At 60.6% G+C, this 17372-nt stretch carries 11 protein-coding genes; 8 read left to right on the top strand and 3 right to left on the bottom strand.

Annotated features, from left to right (window positions below):
* Positions 1-81 precede the first annotated feature (81 nt).
* From bcsA (ACXKZG_RS00790) to ACXKZG_RS00810, 5 genes are read left to right on the top strand one after another with little or no spacing between them, the layout of a single operon-like run.
* Positions 82-2181 (top strand): UDP-forming cellulose synthase catalytic subunit, encoded by a 2100-nt coding sequence (bcsA, locus tag ACXKZG_RS00790; RefSeq protein ID WP_346568207.1) that lies wholly within the window; start codon positions 82-84, stop codon positions 2179-2181.
* Positions 2178-4880, top strand: coding sequence for a cellulose biosynthesis cyclic di-GMP-binding regulatory protein BcsB (gene bcsB, locus ACXKZG_RS00795; protein WP_488875563.1), 2703 nt, complete (start codon positions 2178-2180; stop codon positions 4878-4880). The genes bcsA (ACXKZG_RS00790) and bcsB overlap by 4 nt, the downstream gene beginning before the upstream one ends.
* Before the next feature lie 8 nt (positions 4881-4888).
* Entirely contained in the window at positions 4889-8698 is a 3810-nt protein-coding gene (locus tag ACXKZG_RS00800; protein ID WP_488876300.1) for a cellulose biosynthesis protein BcsC, read from the top strand.
* 2 nt (positions 8699-8700) lie between these two features.
* Positions 8701-9168: a cellulose biosynthesis protein BcsD gene (bcsD, locus tag ACXKZG_RS00805; RefSeq protein WP_346600250.1), complete on the top strand. Its 468-nt coding sequence runs from the start codon at positions 8701-8703 to the stop codon at positions 9166-9168.
* Between the two features lie 8 nt (positions 9169-9176).
* The gene (locus tag ACXKZG_RS00810; protein ID WP_428980708.1) at positions 9177-10178 is read left to right on the top strand and encodes a glycosyl hydrolase family 8; all 1002 of its coding nucleotides are present in this window, start codon (positions 9177-9179) and stop codon (positions 10176-10178) included.
* A gap of 66 nt (positions 10179-10244) precedes the next feature.
* Here the strand turns inward: ACXKZG_RS00810 and bcsG are convergent, their stop codons facing one another.
* Genes bcsG through bcsE form a run of 3 tightly spaced genes read right to left on the bottom strand, consistent with a single transcriptional unit; the run spans position 10245 to position 13611 of the window.
* Positions 10245-11882 (bottom strand): cellulose biosynthesis protein BcsG, encoded by a 1638-nt coding sequence (gene bcsG / locus ACXKZG_RS00815; protein ID WP_013204399.1) that lies wholly within the window; start codon positions 11880-11882, stop codon positions 10245-10247.
* Complete coding sequence (gene bcsF / locus ACXKZG_RS00820) at positions 11879-12067, bottom strand: cellulose biosynthesis protein BcsF (RefSeq protein WP_013204398.1); 189 nt, start codon at positions 12065-12067, stop codon at positions 11879-11881. Before bcsF ends, bcsG begins: the two co-directional genes overlap by 4 nt.
* Positions 12064-13611, bottom strand: a complete 1548-nt coding sequence (gene bcsE / locus ACXKZG_RS00825; protein WP_134823007.1) for a cellulose biosynthesis protein BcsE — start codon at positions 13609-13611, stop codon at positions 12064-12066. The genes bcsF and bcsE overlap by 4 nt, the downstream gene beginning before the upstream one ends.
* Positions 13612-13798: 187 nt before the next feature.
* Between bcsE and bcsR the strand changes: the two genes are divergently transcribed.
* From bcsR to bcsA (ACXKZG_RS00840), 3 genes are read left to right on the top strand one after another with little or no spacing between them, the layout of a single operon-like run.
* Complete coding sequence (gene bcsR / locus ACXKZG_RS00830; protein WP_488875564.1) at positions 13799-13993, top strand: cellulose biosynthesis protein BcsR; 195 nt, start codon at positions 13799-13801, stop codon at positions 13991-13993.
* Complete coding sequence (bcsQ, locus tag ACXKZG_RS00835; protein WP_488875565.1) at positions 13993-14724, top strand: cellulose biosynthesis protein BcsQ; 732 nt, start codon at positions 13993-13995, stop codon at positions 14722-14724. Before bcsR ends, bcsQ begins: the two co-directional genes overlap by 1 nt.
* A 46-nt stretch (positions 14725-14770) precedes the next feature.
* Positions 14771-17365, top strand: coding sequence for a UDP-forming cellulose synthase catalytic subunit (gene bcsA / locus ACXKZG_RS00840; protein WP_488875566.1), 2595 nt, complete (start codon positions 14771-14773; stop codon positions 17363-17365).
* The last annotated feature ends 7 nt before the right edge of the window (positions 17366-17372 follow it).

A 17372-nucleotide genomic window follows, 5' to 3' on the forward strand; every position in this document is an offset into this window, starting at 1 on the left:
GCCGTCGGGTATGGATGCCTGAAACACCGCAGTGCGCCCGCGCTGCGGTAAAAAATAATAGTCTCGTTTTCAGGATGACTTATGAAAAAAGTCCTGTATTACCTGTTGCTGCTGGTATTATTCCCGCTCGCCGCAGTGATTGTGATCACCCCAATGGACAGCCAGAAGCAGTATATTTTTGGTCTGATTTCTATTGCCATTCTTTTTGTTATGGGCTTCAGTAAAAGCCGCAAAATTTCTATGGTAATGGTGTTCCTGTCGGCATTAATGTCGACGCGCTATATATACTGGCGTGCGACGGAAACCCTCTCATTCAATTCCGAAGTGGAAGCGATCTTAGGCATCGGCTTATTTATTGCCGAAGTGTATGTCTGGCTGATCCTGATCCTCGGCTACCTGCAAACATCATGGCCGCTTAAGAGAACCATCGAGCCGATGCCGGAAGACGTCAGCTTATGGCCGACCGTCGACATCTACGTGCCGAGCTATAACGAAAGCCTCGATGTGGTGCGCGATACCGTGCTCGCTGCCCAGTGCATCGACTACCCACGCGACAAAATCAAAATCTACCTGCTGGATGACGGCAAGCGTAGCGAATTTGCGGTGTTTGCCGCCGATGCGGGCGTGGGCTACATCACCCGTGACGATAACCGCCACGCCAAAGCCGGTAACCTGAACCACGCGATGCGCATTACCAAAGGCGAGCTGATTACCGTCTTTGACTGCGACCACGTCGCCACCCGCGCCTTCCTGCAGGCCACCGTGGCACCGTTCCTGAAAGACCCGAAACTGGCCCTGTTACAGACGCCGCACTACTTCTATTCGCCGGACCCATTTGAGCGCAATCTGAAAGCCGCGCGCGATATCCCGAACGAAGGTGCGCTGTTCTATGGCCCGGTACAGCAGGGTAACGACAACTGGAACGCCACCTTCTTCTGCGGCTCCTGTGCGGTGATCCGCCGGTCTGCGCTGGAAGAGATCGGCGGCTTTGCCACCGAAACCGTGACCGAAGATGCGCACACCGCACTGAAAATGCAGCGTCTGGGCTGGAAGTCCGCCTTCCTGGCGCTGCCGCTGGCGGCGGGCCTGGCCACCGAACGTCTGGGTCTGCACATCATTCAGCGTACCCGCTGGGCGCGTGGCATGACGCAGATTTTCCGCGTGGATAACCCGCTGCTGGGCCGTGGCCTGAAGTGGCAGCAACGCCTGTGCTACCTGAACGCCATGCTGCACTTCCAGTTTGGTCTGCCGCGCGTGATCTTCCTGACCGCACCGCTGGCGTATCTGCTGTTCAACCTGAACATCATTCACTCTTCTGCCAGCCTGATTTTCGCCTACGTATTGCCGCATCTGGTGATGTCGCTGTACGTCAACTCCCGCATGAACGGCCGCTTCCGCGCCACCTTCTGGGGAGAAATCTACGAAACGGTAATGGCCTTCCACCTGGTTATCCCGACCCTCCTGACGATGATTTCGCCGAAGCACGGCAAGTTCAACGTGACGGATAAGGGCGGACTGCTGGACGTGGGCTTCTTCGACTTCAACATCGTGCGTCCACACGTAATCTGTGCCGCGCTGCTGACGATTGGCGTGGTGAGCGGCATTGTCCGTGCCGTGGCGCATGACTACTTCGGCGTGGATCCTTACGTCATCGCCCTCAACGTCGGCTGGGCGCTGTTCAGCCTGATCATCCTGATGGCGGCGATCGCCGTGGCGCGTGAAACCAAGCAGACCCGTAAAACCATCCGTATCGAGGTGAATATTCCGGTGGTGCTGCACTACGCCAGCGGCATCTCTTCACGCACCACCACGGTGGATCTGTCGATGGGTGGCGCACAGGTTAACGCGCCGGATGACCGTCATGAAAATGATGAAATCGAAGCCATCGACCTGATGTTGCAGTCCGGCACTATCTCGATTCCGGTGAGCATTATGGGCTCGGACAACGGCGTGATCCGCCTGATGTTTGATGAGATCCCGTTATCACGCCGCCGCGAACTGGTGCGCGTGGTGCTCTCGCGCGCCGACGCCTGGATCAAGCCAGAAGGCGAGAAGGACAAACCGTTCCGCTCGCTGATTACCATTATCCGTACCGTATTTGAATTGTTCTGGCTGACCTGGAAAGATCGTCGTGCGAAGCGTCATCGTCAGGCCGTGAAGGAAGAGGATGGCGTGGCATGAAGCGACTGATATTACCTGCGCTCTGTTTTACCGGGGTCCTGACCCTGAGCAGCGTCTGGGCCGCGCCGGAAAGCGTGACCCAGGACAGCAATGCGTTGTCCCAGATCCCACCGCCGGCCGATGTGGGCCAGCAGACCGGCAACACTCCGGGCTATTCGGCACAGATGAACCAGGCAACTGGCGCGGCCTCTCAGATGAGCCAGCCTACCGCCGATCCGGCCGCGCAGCCCGATGCTGCCCAGCCGCAGGACGCGCAAACCTCGACTGATGTTACCCAGCCTGCACCGGGCACGGCGGACAGCGCAGCGACCAGCCAACCTGCGACCACGGACAACACGGCGACCAGTCAACCGGCCGCCGCGGACAGCATGGCGACCAGCCAACCGGCCGCCGCGGACAGCATGGCGACCAGCCAACCGGCCAACACGGACAGCGCAGCGACCAGCCAGCCGGATCCGGCCACCGGTCTGCCGGCGGGCCTGCCGCCACTGCCGGCTCCGGTGGTTTCCGCCCCGGCGCAGCCCGTATTGCTGAATCAGCCGCTGACCAGCACCGTGTCGGTCGGCCAGATGGGCCAGACCAACGGCATTCTGTTGACCGGCGGTCAGCTGCAGTCCGGTATCGTCTTCACGTTGCCAACGGATGAAGTGATCACCAACGCCCGTCTGAACCTGTCACTGAAGGTCTCTCAGGCGCTGGCCGCCCGTAACACCTCACTGCAGCTGATGCTCAACGGTCAGCCGCTGGGCACGCTGCCGTTAAGCGCCTCAGACAGCGCCAGCGAAGATTATCAGCTGGATATTCCCGCCGCGATGGTGGTCTCAAGCAACAACCTGAGCTTCAAGATTAACGATGCCGATCAGCTGCTGTGCGAGCGCGACAGCGCCAGTCAGTATCAGGTCACCATCCTGCCGAAAACCACGCTGTCGCTGGAAGGCCAGCAGCTGAATATCGGTAACACGCTGCGCAACTTCCCGCGCCCGTTTATCGATCCGCTGCGCATGACCCCTTCGGTGGTGCCGATGGTGTTTGGCGATGCGGTGTCGCCGGGTGAAGTCAGCGCGGCGGCAATTGTCTCCTCGTGGATGGGTATCCAGACCGATTACCGTGGCATCAGCTTCCCGGTGCTGCGTAACGAGCTGCCAGAGAAAAACGGCATCCTGTTTGCTCATCCGGGCGAAATGGTGGCGGGCGTGGCGATCCCACGCGTGACCGGCCCGAGCCTGCAGGTGATCGATAACCCGGTGAACCCGGTTTACAAGCTGATGCTGGTGATCGGTAAGGACGATGACGCGCTGCGTCAGGCGGCCTGGCGTCTGACGCAGCCGCTGAGCGTCGACGTGCCGTCGCTGGCGGTGGCTGCGCAGAATATCCCGGTCAGCAAGCCGTACGACGCGCCGCGTTGGATCAACACCGATCGTCCGGTTCGCCTCAGCGATCTGCTGCGTAAAGATCAAAGCATGACCACCACCGGGATCTGGCATGACGCGCTGCGGGTGAACTTCCGCGCCGCGCCGGACCTGTTCCTGTGGGATGGCGACACCCTGCCGGTGAAGCTGAACTACCGTTTCCCGTCGGAAAGCTGGATTGATGAGGACAAATCGTTCTTAAACGTCGGGCTGAACGGCACCTTCCTGCGTAACCTGACCGTCAACAAGGTCGGCCTGCTGGAAAGCGTCTGGCACCGTCTGGGCGGCGATGCGCGTCAGGAAAACTACACCCTGAAGCTCGACCCGTACCTGATTTACGGTGACAACCAGCTGCAGCTGTACTTCAACATCAAGCCAAAGGCCGATGCGCCGTGCAGCGTGCTAAGCAACAACAATATCAAGAGCAGGATCGAAGACGACTCCTATATTGACCTGAGCCACACGCGTCACTTTACGCTGCTGCCGAACCTGTCGTATTTCGTCGGTGCGGCCTTCCCGTTCACCCGTTTTGCCGACTACTCGCAGACCGTGTTGATGCTGCCGTCCTCGCCAAGCAATGCTGAAATCAGCACCCTGCTGGATATGGCCGGACGCTCGGGCAATGCCACCGGCGTGGCGCTAAGCCACAACAGCGTGATGTTTGGTATTCCGGCGGGCGGAACCTCGCTGGGACGCCTGAAGAACAGCGATGTGCTGGCGGTTTCTACCCTGTCGCAGACGGCCTTCAACCAGTCGATGTTGCAGGGCACGCCGTACGATGTGAACGGCCACACCCTCGGCGTTAAAGAGCCCACGCTGCTGGATAACCTGCGCGGCTGGCTGACCGGTGACTGGTACCGTCAGGCGGTGAATGCGGATCGCTACTTCTCGTCGAACGAAGACTGGCGCGGCTTTATCAGCTACAGCTCGCCGTGGAACAGTTCACGGGTGGTGGTGATGACCGTCGCCACCGACGATGCCCAGCTTTCCCGCCTGCATCACGACCTGACGTCGCCGCGCATTAACGCCGGCATCCGCGGCGATACGGCGATCATCACCGATGAGAACGGTATCCGCAGCTTCCGCGTCGGCGCGCAGTTCCCGAGCGGCCAGATGCCGTGGTACATGATGGTGATCTGGTATGCCAACCAGCATGCGGTGGTGTTAGCCCTGCTGGCGCTGTTGTTCTCTGTGCTGGTGGGCCTGAGCACGGTTGTGCTGCTGAAGCGCCACGCCTGGAAGCGACTGAACCCGCAACATGATTCCGATTCCTCTGGCGAGAAGAAGTAACCGACATGATGAAAATAAAAACACTGACCGCCAGACTTCGTCAGCATTGGGTTCCCGGCATGACGCTGGCTGCCTCCGCGCTGGTTTTCCCGGCGCTGGCAGCGGAGAACAACCCGGCCATCCAGGCGCTGTTCGATCAGGCCAATTACTGGCACCAGAAGGCCCATGACGAGCTGGCCCGCGATGCGCTGAACAAAGTGCTGATGGTCGACAGCAGCAACACTCAGGCCATTTACCTGATGGCGCTGTGGGCACAGCAGAGCGGCGACAGCGCGACGGCCAGCAAATGGCGCACGCGTCTGAGCCAGGTCTCGCCGGATGATGCACATCTGGTGGAGCTGGACCAGGCCCGTCAGCTGCAGTCGATCCCGGCGGCCCAGCTGTCGCTGGCCCGTCAGCAGGCGCGTAGCGGCAATATCTCGGCGTCACTGCAAACCTGGCGCAACACCTTCAGCGGCAACGAGCCGCCGGCCAGCGTGGCGGCAGAATATTACCTGACCATGGCGGGCGACCGTTCGCTGCTGCCGCAGGCGATTGATAACCTGCGCCAGTTCTCGGCGCAAAATCCGCAGGATAACGGCGCGAAGCTGGCGCTGGGCAAGGCGCTGACCTACCAGGAATCCACCCGCCGCGAAGGTCTGCAAACGCTGGCCGGCATGGCGGATGGCAACCAGGATGCGGACCGCTCGCTGCGTCAGGGCCTGTTATGGCTCGGTCCGCAGCCGGCCGATGCGCCGCTGTACCAGAACTATCAGCAGCGTCACCCGCAGGATCGCGCGGTAATGGACTATTACCGTAAGAACGCCGGTGGCGCCGAAAAAGGCCAGGGCTTTACCGCGCTGAACAGCGGTGACGTCTCCGGCGCACAGTCTGCCTTTAATCAGGTGCTGCAGGCCAACCCGGAAGATGCCGATGCGCTGGCCGGTCTCGGCTATGTCGCTCAGCGTAACGGCAACTATGCCGCGGCGGCGGACTATCTCGATCGTGCCGCGAAGCAGGGCGGTGAAAACAGCCAGCAGCGTATGACCCAGGCCGCCGACGCCCGTTTCTATGCCCAGCTTGCCACCGCGCAGCAGGCGATGAAGGCCGGGAATACCGCGCAGGCGCTCAGCCTCAGTGAACCCCTGACCCAGGCCGACGGCGAAAAAGGCGTGTCGGCGAAGCTGTTCCGCGCCGATGTGCAGCGCCGCAGCAACCAGTTCGACGCCGCAGAGCAGACCTACCGCTCGGTGATCCAGAGCGACCCGGACAACCGTCCGGCGAAAGAAGGGCTGTTCTACGTGCTGCGTCAGCAGAACCGTGGCGCAGAAGCCAATACGCTGCTGTCGTCTCTGCCGGAAAGCGTGCGCGAAAGCGTGACGCCGAAACCGGCGGTGACCAGCGATCCGGTGCGCCGTCAGGCGAAGCAGGCGCTGGCGGCAGGCAATACCCAGCAGGCGATTGCCATTCTGCAACAGGGCACTCAGCGCTTCCCAACCGATCCCTGGCTTCGCCTCGATCTGGCGCGCATTTACCAGCAGCAGGGCAACACCAGCCTGGCGGCGGGCATCATGCAGCCGGCGTTCCGTAACGGCGCAAGCAATAACGAAATTTATGCCGGCGCACTGTTTGCCAGCGAAAGCGGGGCCTGGCAGCAGGCGCAGACGCTGATCGCCCGTATTCCTGCCCGCAGTCAGAGCAGCGAAATGCGCGAGCTGTCGCGCAGGGCCAACTTCAATCTGCAGATGGCGGTGGCGCAGCAGTATCTGGCGCAGGGCTCAAATGCCGCGGCGGCGAACACCCTGAAAGCGCTGGCAGTGAACCCACCGGAGAACCCGGCCGATGCGGGTAACCTGGCGAAAGGGCTGGCCGATGCCGGCGATCTGTCGACGGCGGTAACCGTGGTACGCAACAATATGCAGCGCGGCGTGCAGGGCAATGCCGGCGATTATGCTGCGCAGGTGGCGGTGCTGAACCAGGCCGGGCTGAGCGGCGAAGCGCAGCGCTTCCTCAGCAACCCGGAACTGCAGTCGCGCAGCACGCAAACCCAGCTGGCAGGCATTCAGAATGGCTACGTGATCAACGAAGCCGACCGTCTGCGGAATCAGAAGCAGTATGCCGCAGCCTACGACAAGCTAATCGGCGCGTTGCAGCGCGATCCGCAGAACACCGATTTGATGTTTGCCATGGGCCGTCTCTATCAGTCCGGCAAAATGAACAAAGAAGCGGGCGTGGTGTATGACTACCTGATGACCCGCGACACGCCAACCCAGGATGCCCGCGTTGGCGCGATTGACGTGGCGCTGGCCAGTCACGATCTGCCAAAGGCAAAAGGCCTGGTGGCCGGACTGCGTGGCGAGCAAACCCCGGAGCGCCTGCTGCTTATGGCGCGCGTGGCGGAAGCCGATGGCGACCATCAGCAGGCGCTGGCGTATCTGCGCACCGCGCGCGGCAAGATGATCGGCCTGGAAGGCGCCTCAAGCGGCTCCAACCCGGCAATCGGCGGCCTGGCGCTGGCAGACAATCCGTTTATCAACCGCACCACGCCATCGCAGCGTCGTTCCCCTTCGGCGTATGGCGCGGTGATGCCGTGGCAGAACGCCCCGGCGGGCAGCAGCGATGCAGCGATGCAAACCGCCAGTGTGGACGTGCCGTCGCAGCAGAGCCAGACGCTGCATCAGATCGATACCATGATGGACGATTTGCAGGAGCGCACCGGCACCTGGGCACAGGGCGGCGTGCAGGTCAGAGGGCGTGATGGCGAATCCGGCCTCAGTAAGCTGACCGAAGCCAAAGCGCCGCTGACCTGGTCAACGGTGCCGTATGGCGACACCCGTTTCGACTTCACCTTAACGCCGGTGACCCTCAGCGCGGGCAGTGCCAACAGTTCGGCCACGCCGCGCTTTGGTACCCAGGCGCTGGAGCAGGGCCGCAGCGCGCAGGCCAACAACGTGCTGCCGTCGGAAGTGAAGCTGGATTCACCGGGATCGCAGAACGCCTCCGGGGTTGAAGTGAACCTCGGCCTGACCAACGACAACTTCAAAATTGACCTGGGCTCGACGCCATTGGGCCAGGATCTCAGCACGCTGGTGGGCGGCATTCAGTGGTCACCGAAGCTGACCGATTACCTGACGCTGATCCTGACCGGTGAACGCCGTTCGGTCACCGACAGCCTGCTCTCTTATGTCGGCGTTGAAGACAAGCTGAGTGGCAAGCGCTGGGGCCGCGTGACCAAAAACGGCGGCGATGCGCTGTTAAGCTACGACAACGGCGACGCCGGTTTCTACTTCGGCGCGGGCGGTTACAGCTATCTCGGTGAGAACGTGGAAAGCAACCAGAGCATCATGGGCCAGGCGGGCGCCTACGTGCGTCCGTTCCATGACGACAGCAGCGAGCTGAAAACCGGTATCAGCATGAGCTGGATGGATTTCTCGAAAAACCTCAGCTACTACACGTACGGCCAGGGCGGTTACTTCAGCCCGCAGAACTTTGTCGCAGTGTCGTTCCCGGTTGACTGGAGCAAGAACTACGACGATCTGAAGGTGAAGGTCGGCGGTTCGGTGGGTTATCAGTCCTACTCGCAGGATCGCAGCGCCTACTTCCCAACGGATCCGGATAAACAGGCGCAGCTGGAAAGCTATTACAATGCGGGCTACGCCACCGAGGCCTATTACGAAGGCGGCAGCAAAAACGGTATTGGCTATAATCTGCACGCCGGTGCGGATTACAAGGTGAATAAAGACGTCACCATTGGCGGCCAGCTGGGCTACGACACCTTCGGTGATTACAACGAAAGCAGCGCGAAACTCTATTTCCGCTATATGCTCGGGGACAAATAAGAATGACTGACCTTCAGGACCGTACGCTGCACTACTATCGTCAGCAGCAGTATCAGCCAGGCTGGTTCGACTTACTGAGCGTGATGATCAACGGCATGCTGCGCAATGCCGGAGAGCGTGAGAGTCACGCCTTCCTGCAGCAAATGGGTGACACGCTGGCAGGGCGCTATCCGCTGGGCGCGGCAAATACCGTGGCGGATCTGGAAAGCCAGATCAACGCGGTGCTGGCGCAGTTTAACTGGGGCTTTGTTGATGTGCAGCCGCGCGAGAATTCGATGGTGATCTCGCATATGGCGCTGCCGCCGGGCGACGGGCAGATTGAAGCCCGTCAGTGGCGTCAGGCGCTGGGCGCGGTGCTGCTGGGCTTATACGCCCGCTGGCTACGCGATCAGGGCGGCAACCAGGCCGTTCCGCTGGTGTGCGAAGAAACCGACAGCGAAGCCACGCTGAATTTCCGTTATCAGAGGTGAGGAAGATAATGATGTCTCTGCTCAGGGCGAGCCTGATGATCATTGCGATGATGGTGGGCTGCGCGCAGGCCACCGCGTCAGACGGTTGGAGCACCTTTAAAGGGCGCTTTATGACCGAAGACGGCCGCATTCAGGATACCGGCAACAACAACGTCAGCCATACCGAAGGGCAGGGCTACGCGATGCTGATGGCGGTCTGGTACAACGATCGCGGCAGCTTCGACAGCCTGTGGCGCTGGACTCAGCAGCACCTGAAAAACCCGCAAAATGGCCTGTTCTACTGGAAATACAATCCAGCCGCCGCCGATCCGGTGATGGACAAGAACAATGCCTCCGATGGCGATGTGCTGATCGCCTGGGCGCTGCTGAAGGCCGGACAGAAGTGGCAGGATCAGGCGTATTTGCAGGCGTCCGACCGCATTCAGAAGGCGATTGTTGACCGCGAAGTGATCACCTTTGGTGGCCATACCGTGATGCTGCCTGGCGTGCAGGGCTTCAACAAAACCAGCTATGTGGTGCTGAACCCGTCTTACTTCCTGTTCCCGGCGTGGCGTGATTTTGCCGCGCGCAGTCATCTGAAGGTCTGGACCAACCTGATCGACAGCGGGATGGATCTGCTGGGCAAGATGCGCTTTGGCGATGCCGGCCTGCCGGTTGACTGGGTGGCGCTGAATGCCGACGGCACGGTGGCACCGGCCACCGCCTGGCCACCGCGCTTTAGCTATGACGCGATCCGCGTGCCGCTGTATGTCTACTGGTATGACGCGCAAAGTCTGCAGCTGGTGCCTTTCCAGCGTTACTGGATGAGCTTCTCCCGGCTGCAAACCCCGGCGTGGATCGACGTGATGAGCAATAACAAAGCGCCCTACAATATGGCCGGTGGCCTGCTGGCGGTGCGCGATTTGACGCTGAACCAGAGCGGTTATCTCACCGACCAGCTGGATGCCAAAGAGGATTACTTCTCCTCCAGCCTGCATCTGCTGGCCTGGCTGGCGCTGAAAGACCACTAGTCTGCTCCGCAGGCAATAAAAAACCCGCCTGCTCAAACGGTTGAGCAGGCGGGTTTTTTTTAACAATCAGTTCGGGTACGCCACCCAATCCCCGCCGTTCAGCCGGATCCACGGCTTGCCCTGATAGATCATCACCACCGCGTTATCGTTCTCCGACACCACCGGCGTCTGCGGCAGGTTGGCGGTAAGCGTCGCCAGATTCAGCTGAGGGTTGCTGAACACCTGACCATCCACCGCACGGGAAACCAGTTCGGAAATGGCCTGCAGGCTGGTTGGCGTAGAGACGTCCACGGCCTGGGCCGGATGAGGCGCTTTCATGCCGACAAACTTAATGCCGACCGGCACATGAGTAATCGACGGGCTGGGAATATCCCGCAGGCCGGACATCTGCATTTTATCGCCTTCCAGCGCCGCGCCGTGCTCCGGCACCACGATCACCATCACCCGACGGCCGGATTTATCCAGATTGGTCAGGAAAGTATCCAGCTGATCGAAGAGCATTTTCGCGCGCGGCTGCCAGGCAGCGGTTTTGCTGCTGCCCAGTTCGCGAGTGCCGTCATGCAATGGGATCAGGTTATAGAAGGTGGCGCTGCGCGGATCGGCACTTTTCTGCCGCTCATCCAGCCAGCGCTGCATCACCTCGCCATCGTTTAATACCGGCGAGCTGTCGAAGGAGCTGAGCTCCGGTCTGATCCCGGCCTGCGACATCAGCGGTGCCTTCAGATTGCCCTCTTCACGCAGTTCCTGCAGATAGTTACCGAACACGCCGGTATGGTCCATCATCAGCTGCTGCTTAAAGCCGAGGCTGGCCAGATTGTCGAACAGATAGCAGCGTCCATCGGTCGGTTTATACAGATCGCTGTGCGAGCTCTGGCCGCAGCTGGCGCGCAACAGGCGGATGCCCGCCGGACCGCTGTAACCGGTCGCCGAATTGTAGTTGCTCAGCATAATATCGAAGTGCTTCCACAGCGGGTGATCGCGCAGCTGCGCCGCATCCAGATCGGACCACGCTAGCGAACAGATGTTAATCACCAGAATATCGAACGGCGCCGCTTCCGCCGGTAAGGTGGCGGGGAACGCGGTCACTTTCTGCTTTTCGCTGTCGTAAAACTTATTGAGGTACGCGGTCAGATTGGCGCTGGTGGGCGGCGCAGACTGATCCAACCCGTCGGCGGCGACCTTCGCGGCTGGCGCAGACGTAGACGCCGCGACCGGCGTGCTGCTGCCGGGAAGCAGGTTCACCGACGGACCGGCAATCGTCACCACGTTCAGCCACAGCAGCGCCAGCGAAACCAGCACGGTAATCCGCACCCACTGCGAAATAAACAGGTACAGCACCAGCATCACAAAGGCGGTACCCACCATCTCCCAGTTGATAAAGCGGTTGGCCAGCTCCAGCAGATACGACGCGGAAAAGCCGGTCAGCTGGCTGCCCTGACTGGCAATGCTTTCCGGGCCGGGCAGCCAGGTATCGTGCCAGAACAAACCGATGCCGACCGGGATGGCGATCCAGTTACGCAGGCGGTGCAGCCGATCGGAGCGGATCGGCAGCAACAAGCCGGCCAGCAACACCAGGTTGCTCAACGGATGAAAATTGAGGTAACCAAACCACAGCAGCGCGAATTTGATCAGGAAGTAGAAGTTCCAGCCACCCAGACCGCGCCATACAAAGCGCGTCGCGGGCATAACAGGTCGTTGAGTCATTTCTTATCCGGTGGTGTTGCCGCATTACGTCGCCAGGTGCCTTCGTACTTCAGGGCGCGCGGCGGGGTCAGGCGTAGCATCAGCCGGTGCCATTTTTTTGGCAGCCAGCGGGCATAAACAGGTTTCAGTAATAACAGCAGCAGCACCACAAGGATCAGGATCTGCACAATGTCCGACAGATTCATTCTGACGCTTCCGGCGGCTGTTTGCCGAGGGTGATGTCCTGCGGCTGGCGGCGCGGCGCTTCCGTGGCCGGCGTCGACGCCTTCGGATCGGCAGCGGGCTGCACCGGCGCGGCGCGCCAGGCGGTTTTCACCTTGCCGGGGATCTGGCGGATCTCCGATAAAATCTGTAGATCTTCCTGCCACACCAGCCGGTTAGTGAAAATCTCATCGTGCGGCAGGCGGAAGATATACTTCACCGCCGTATCCAAATCGTTGAAGCGGCAGGAGGAGAGGAACAGGTAAATCCGGTCATCGACCAGCGTCACCAGATCGCCAAAGCGCCGGGGTTTGCACAGCGTCAGCACCTGTTCCGGTTTCAGCTCCGGCACCGGCCGCAGCGCCACCAACAGCCCTTTGCCATTCTCGGGCAGCAGGGCGTTGTTCACCAGCAGCGTCACCGACTGGCAGAACGCCTCCAGCGGCAGATAGCCTCTTTCCTGCAGCGGCTGCATCGATTTCAGCAACGCATCAAGATCGGCGGGCACGTGGCGATTGTAGGATTGCCCCTGAATGCCTTCCAGCAGGGTCAGGAAGCGCGACATCGGCGCATTAAACGGCACGATGGCGTTGACGCCGCAGGCCAGCAGCAGGCGTTCATCGCTGTAGCGCAGGGCGGTTTCCATCTCGCGCACCACAATTTTCAGCCCGCTGCCGCGCGTGCGGCGCAGGCTGTGGATGCGGCCCGCCAGATGCGGAATACGATCGCTGTTTTTCAGGGTGAAAATCACCGTGGCGGCATTGGCCTGCAACGCGCGGTCATAGACCTCTTCATTGGTGGCGAACAGCGTCCACTGCGTTGACAGCGGCGGCGCGCCTTCCAGCACCGTTTGTTCCGCGAGATACCGCTGCTCATCGTTGAGGGTCAGCGGCGTATTTTGCTCATCCTGATCCAACAACGCGAAGCCCGTTTCCGAGGCGCTGAGTCGCATGGCGCGGTCGGCCAGCATGCCGCCGCCATTCGCCCACCAGTTAATGCGGTAATTCCAGCTGTCCTGCTGCCAGTCGAGATGGGAAAGCCCTTCAAGGTGGCGATAACAGGTTTGCAAATGATTGCGCAGGTTATTAATTCCGCTACCCGCCGTAATAATCAGAAGCGTAATCTTTTTACCGCTCAACCACTGCTGTAATTGCTTAAGCCAAATATTCACCTCGTCCGCCGCTATTTTTTCCCATAACAACGAAGCGGTAAACAATATAACCAGACGCGGTTTTTCCGACAGCACCCGGTCCAGATCGTCGGTCAGGTTGAGCAATGCTTTACGCGTCTCCGGCAGGGAGAACATCGGGATCGCATCAGGGCCGCCGGGCGGTGCCGGGGTCAGCAACGCCTGCGGCTGACTGCCGGAGGTTATCAAGGCCACCGAGCGCTGCGCGCTGATGCACTGACGTGCCAGAACGCGGGCATCTTCTTGCCGATTTGCGGTCACCCAATAACAGCCGGACGGCTGCATCAGGATTAATTCATCCCTGACCTGTTCGAAACCTAAAGAAAATGATGTGGCCATAAGTTTTATCGCAACACGTCCTATTAAAAACAGTGAGTGGTGAGCAGATGAAAATAGATTGCCTGACTTATCTTGCTGTAAATATACATTACAAGTTCTGCCAAACCCATTTAAACTGTCCCTAAGTTAATTCTTAGAACACCCCGCCACTTTTGGCACCTTCCGCTGCGTAAAAAAGGGTTTGATAATGAGTGAGCCGCGACATCCGCTGTTATCAGTAAGCAATGAATCACAGGATGACATTCGCGCGTTAGCCGACGCCTTCTCTTTACAAAACTGGCGCTATATTGATATCGCCCGCGAAGAGCGACTGGCGGCGATCGTTGCCCGCTGGCCGTTACTGGCGGAACGGGCCACGGACGTCCGTAAGCAGGCGGCGTAATGCCGGTGATTGCCTTTCAGGGGCTTCGCGGCGGCGCGGGCACCACTTCGCTGGTGGCCGGGTTGAGCTGGGCGCTGCATACGCTGGGTGAGTCGGTCATCGCCATCGATATGTCGCCTGATAACCAGCTGCGGATGCACTTCAATACCGCGTCGGATCATCCCCGTGGCTGGCTGCGCACCGCGCTCGATCGCCAACCCTGGCAGCAAAGTGCGCTGCGCTATGCGCCCGAGCTGGATTTTATCCCCTTCGGCCAGCTGAATGACGACGAGCTGATGGCCTTTGTCAGCCAGCCGCAGGCCGGTCTGGATGGCTGGACCGCGCAGCTTGCCACACTCAGGCAAACCTACCGCTGGATCCTGCTGGATGTTCCTGCCGGCACCACGCCGTGGACGCGGGGGTTGCTGGCGCTGGCTGACCGCACCATCAGCGTGATGGTGCCCGATGCCAACTGCCATATCCGCCTGCATCAGCAGCGTTTTACCGCCAATAACCTGTTCTTACTGAATCAGTTCTTCCCGGTCAGCCGTTCGCAGCAGGATCTGCATCAGCTGTGGCTGGCGACGTTGCAGAACCTGATCCCGCTGACACTCCATCGCGATGAGGCGGTGGCGGAAGCGCTGCTGAGCAAGCAGCCGTTTAGCGAATATCGCCCGCAGAGCCTGGCGGCAGAAGAGATGATGACCTTTGCCAGCTGGGCGCTGATCCATCTGGCTGAGCAGGCGTCATGAAGCCGTTTATCGCCCCGGCGTCAATTGCCCGCCCTGGGTCGACGTTGTGACGCCGTTACGCTGGCTGCTGAATCCGCCGGTCTGGCAGGCGCTGCATCAACGATACAGCGGCTTCCGCCATCACGGTGCGTCATCCCTCACCTCCGCCTTGCACTGCTTCTGGCTGGTGTTGGGCTGGTCGCTGCTGCGTTTTGAGTCGCCGGCCTGGCAAAAGGTGCAGGCCGATCGCCGTCGCCTGTACCCGCAAATCTCGCCGGAAAAACCGCGTCCGGCAGACCTGCTGCGTTATCTTTTTCAGAGCCTGTGGCTGATGCTGGTCTTGCCGGTCGGTGCTGTTAGCCGTAGTGAGCGCTCACGTATTATTCCGCTGCAACGCTGGCGGCAGCGCGCCTTGATCTGGCTGGGCAGACTGCCGCAGCGCGCGGAAGACCGGCAGCTGGCGCGCAAGGCCGACCGACGCATAAAGCAGATGCCTGCTGCGCTGCGCAAAGGGCTGTTTGGTTTGGCGATCCTGTTGGCGACCGCGCTGGCGCTGCTGTGTATCTCTCAGCCGTTCGACTTCTTTACCCAGGCGGTGTTTGTGGTGCTGCTGTGGAGCGTGGCGATGGTGGTGCGGCGCATTCCGGGGCGCTTGCCGACCATGATGCTGATCGTGCTGTCGCTGACCATCTCCTGCCGCTATCTCTGGTGGCGCTACACCTCCACGCTGAACTGGGATGACCCGGTCAGCCTGACCTTTGGCGTGCTGCTGATCGCGGCGGAAACCTATTCGTGGGTGGTGCTGGTGCTGGGCTATTTCCAGACCCTGTGGCCACTGCAGCGTCAGCCGGTGCCGATGCCCGCAGATACCGCCAGCTGGCCTTCGATAGATTTGTTAGTACCCACTTACAATGAAGCGCTGAGCGTGGTGAAACCGACGCTGTATGCGGCACTCGGCATCGACTGGCCGAAGGACAAACTGACCATTTACCTGCTGGATGATGGCAACCGCGAAGAGTTCCGCCAGTTCGCCGCAGAGATCGGCATAAAGTACATTGCCCGGTCCGGGAATGCCCATGCCAAGGCCGGCAACATCAACCATGCGCTGAAGTCCGAATGCCGCAGCGAATACGTGGCGATTTTTGACTGTGACCACGTGCCAACCCGCTCTTTCCTGCAGGTGTCGCTGGGCTGGTTCCTGAAAGATCCGAAGCTGGCGATGCTGCAGACGCCGCACCACTTCTTCTCGCCCGATCCGTTCGAACGTAACCTGGGCCGCTTCCGCCGCACGCCGAATGAAGGCACCCTGTTTTACGGCCTGGTGCAGGATGGCAACGATGTCTGGGATGCGGCGTTCTTCTGCGGCTCCTGTGCGGTGATCCGCCGCAGCGCGCTGGATGAAATTGGCGGCATCGCGGTGGAGACCGTCACCGAAGATGCGCACACCTCGCTGCGGCTGCACCGCAAAGGCTACACCTCGGCCTATATCCGTATTCCCCAGGCGGCGGGCCTGGCGACCGAAAGCCTGTCCGCCCATATCGGCCAGCGTATTCGCTGGGCGCGCGGCATGGTGCAGATCTTCCGTCTGGATAACCCGTTGATGGGCAAGGGGCTGAAGCTGGTGCAGCGGCTCTGTTATGCCAACGCCATGCTGCACTTCCTCGCCGGTATTCCCCGGCTGATCTTCCTGCTGGCACCGCTGGCCTTCCTGCTGTTCCATGCCTTTATCATTTTTGCCCCGGCGCTGGTGATCGCCATCTTTGTGCTGCCGCATATGGTGCACACCAGCATGACCAACTCGCGTATTCAGGGCCGCTGGCGTCACTCGTTCTGGAGCGAAGTCTATGAAACCGTGCTGGCCTGGTATATTGCCCGTCCAACCACGGTGGCGCTGTTTAATCCGCACAAAGGCAAGTTCAACGTCACCGCCAAAGGCGGGCTGGTGGAAGAGCAGCATCTCGACTGGGTGATCACCAAGCCGTATATGTGCCTGGTGCTGATCAACCTGGCGGGCGTGTTCGCCGCCTTCTGGCGACTGCACTATGGCCCGCCGCACGAGGTATTGACGGTGATCGTCAGCCTGGTGTGGGTGCTCTACAACATGATTATTCTCGGCGGCGCGGTGGCGGTGTCGGTGGAAGCCCGGCAGATCCGTGAAGCGCACCGGGTGGAAATTGCCATGCCGGCGGCGCTGGCGCGGGCCGATGGCCATATGCTGCCCTGCACGTTGCGCGACTACTCCGACGGCGGCGTTGGCCTGGAGCTGCGCGAAGACAATCTGCTCAGCGAAGGCGAACAGGTCTGGCTGCTGCTGCGCCGGGGCCAGCAGGAATTCAGCTTCCCGTGCCAGGTGCAGCGCACCTTTGGCCGCCGCGCCGGCATCCGCCTGCATCAGCTGACCACCGAACAGCACGTCGAATTTATTCAATGCACCTTTGCCCGCGCCGATACCTGGGCCCTGTGGCAGGACAGTTTCCCGGAAGATAAACCGGTGCAAAGCCTGGCCGATATTGTGGTACTGGGCTTTAAAGGCTATTTGCGGCTGGCAGAGTATGGCCCCGCACCGCTGCGCCGGCTGTTTGCGCTGCTGACGCAGCTGGCAGGCTGGCTGGCCTCCTTCTTCCCCCGCAGCGTGAGCAGAACAGGCTCCGCGGTTTCCTGATTGACCT

It is taken from the genome of Erwinia sp. 2186 (assembly GCF_057812255.1).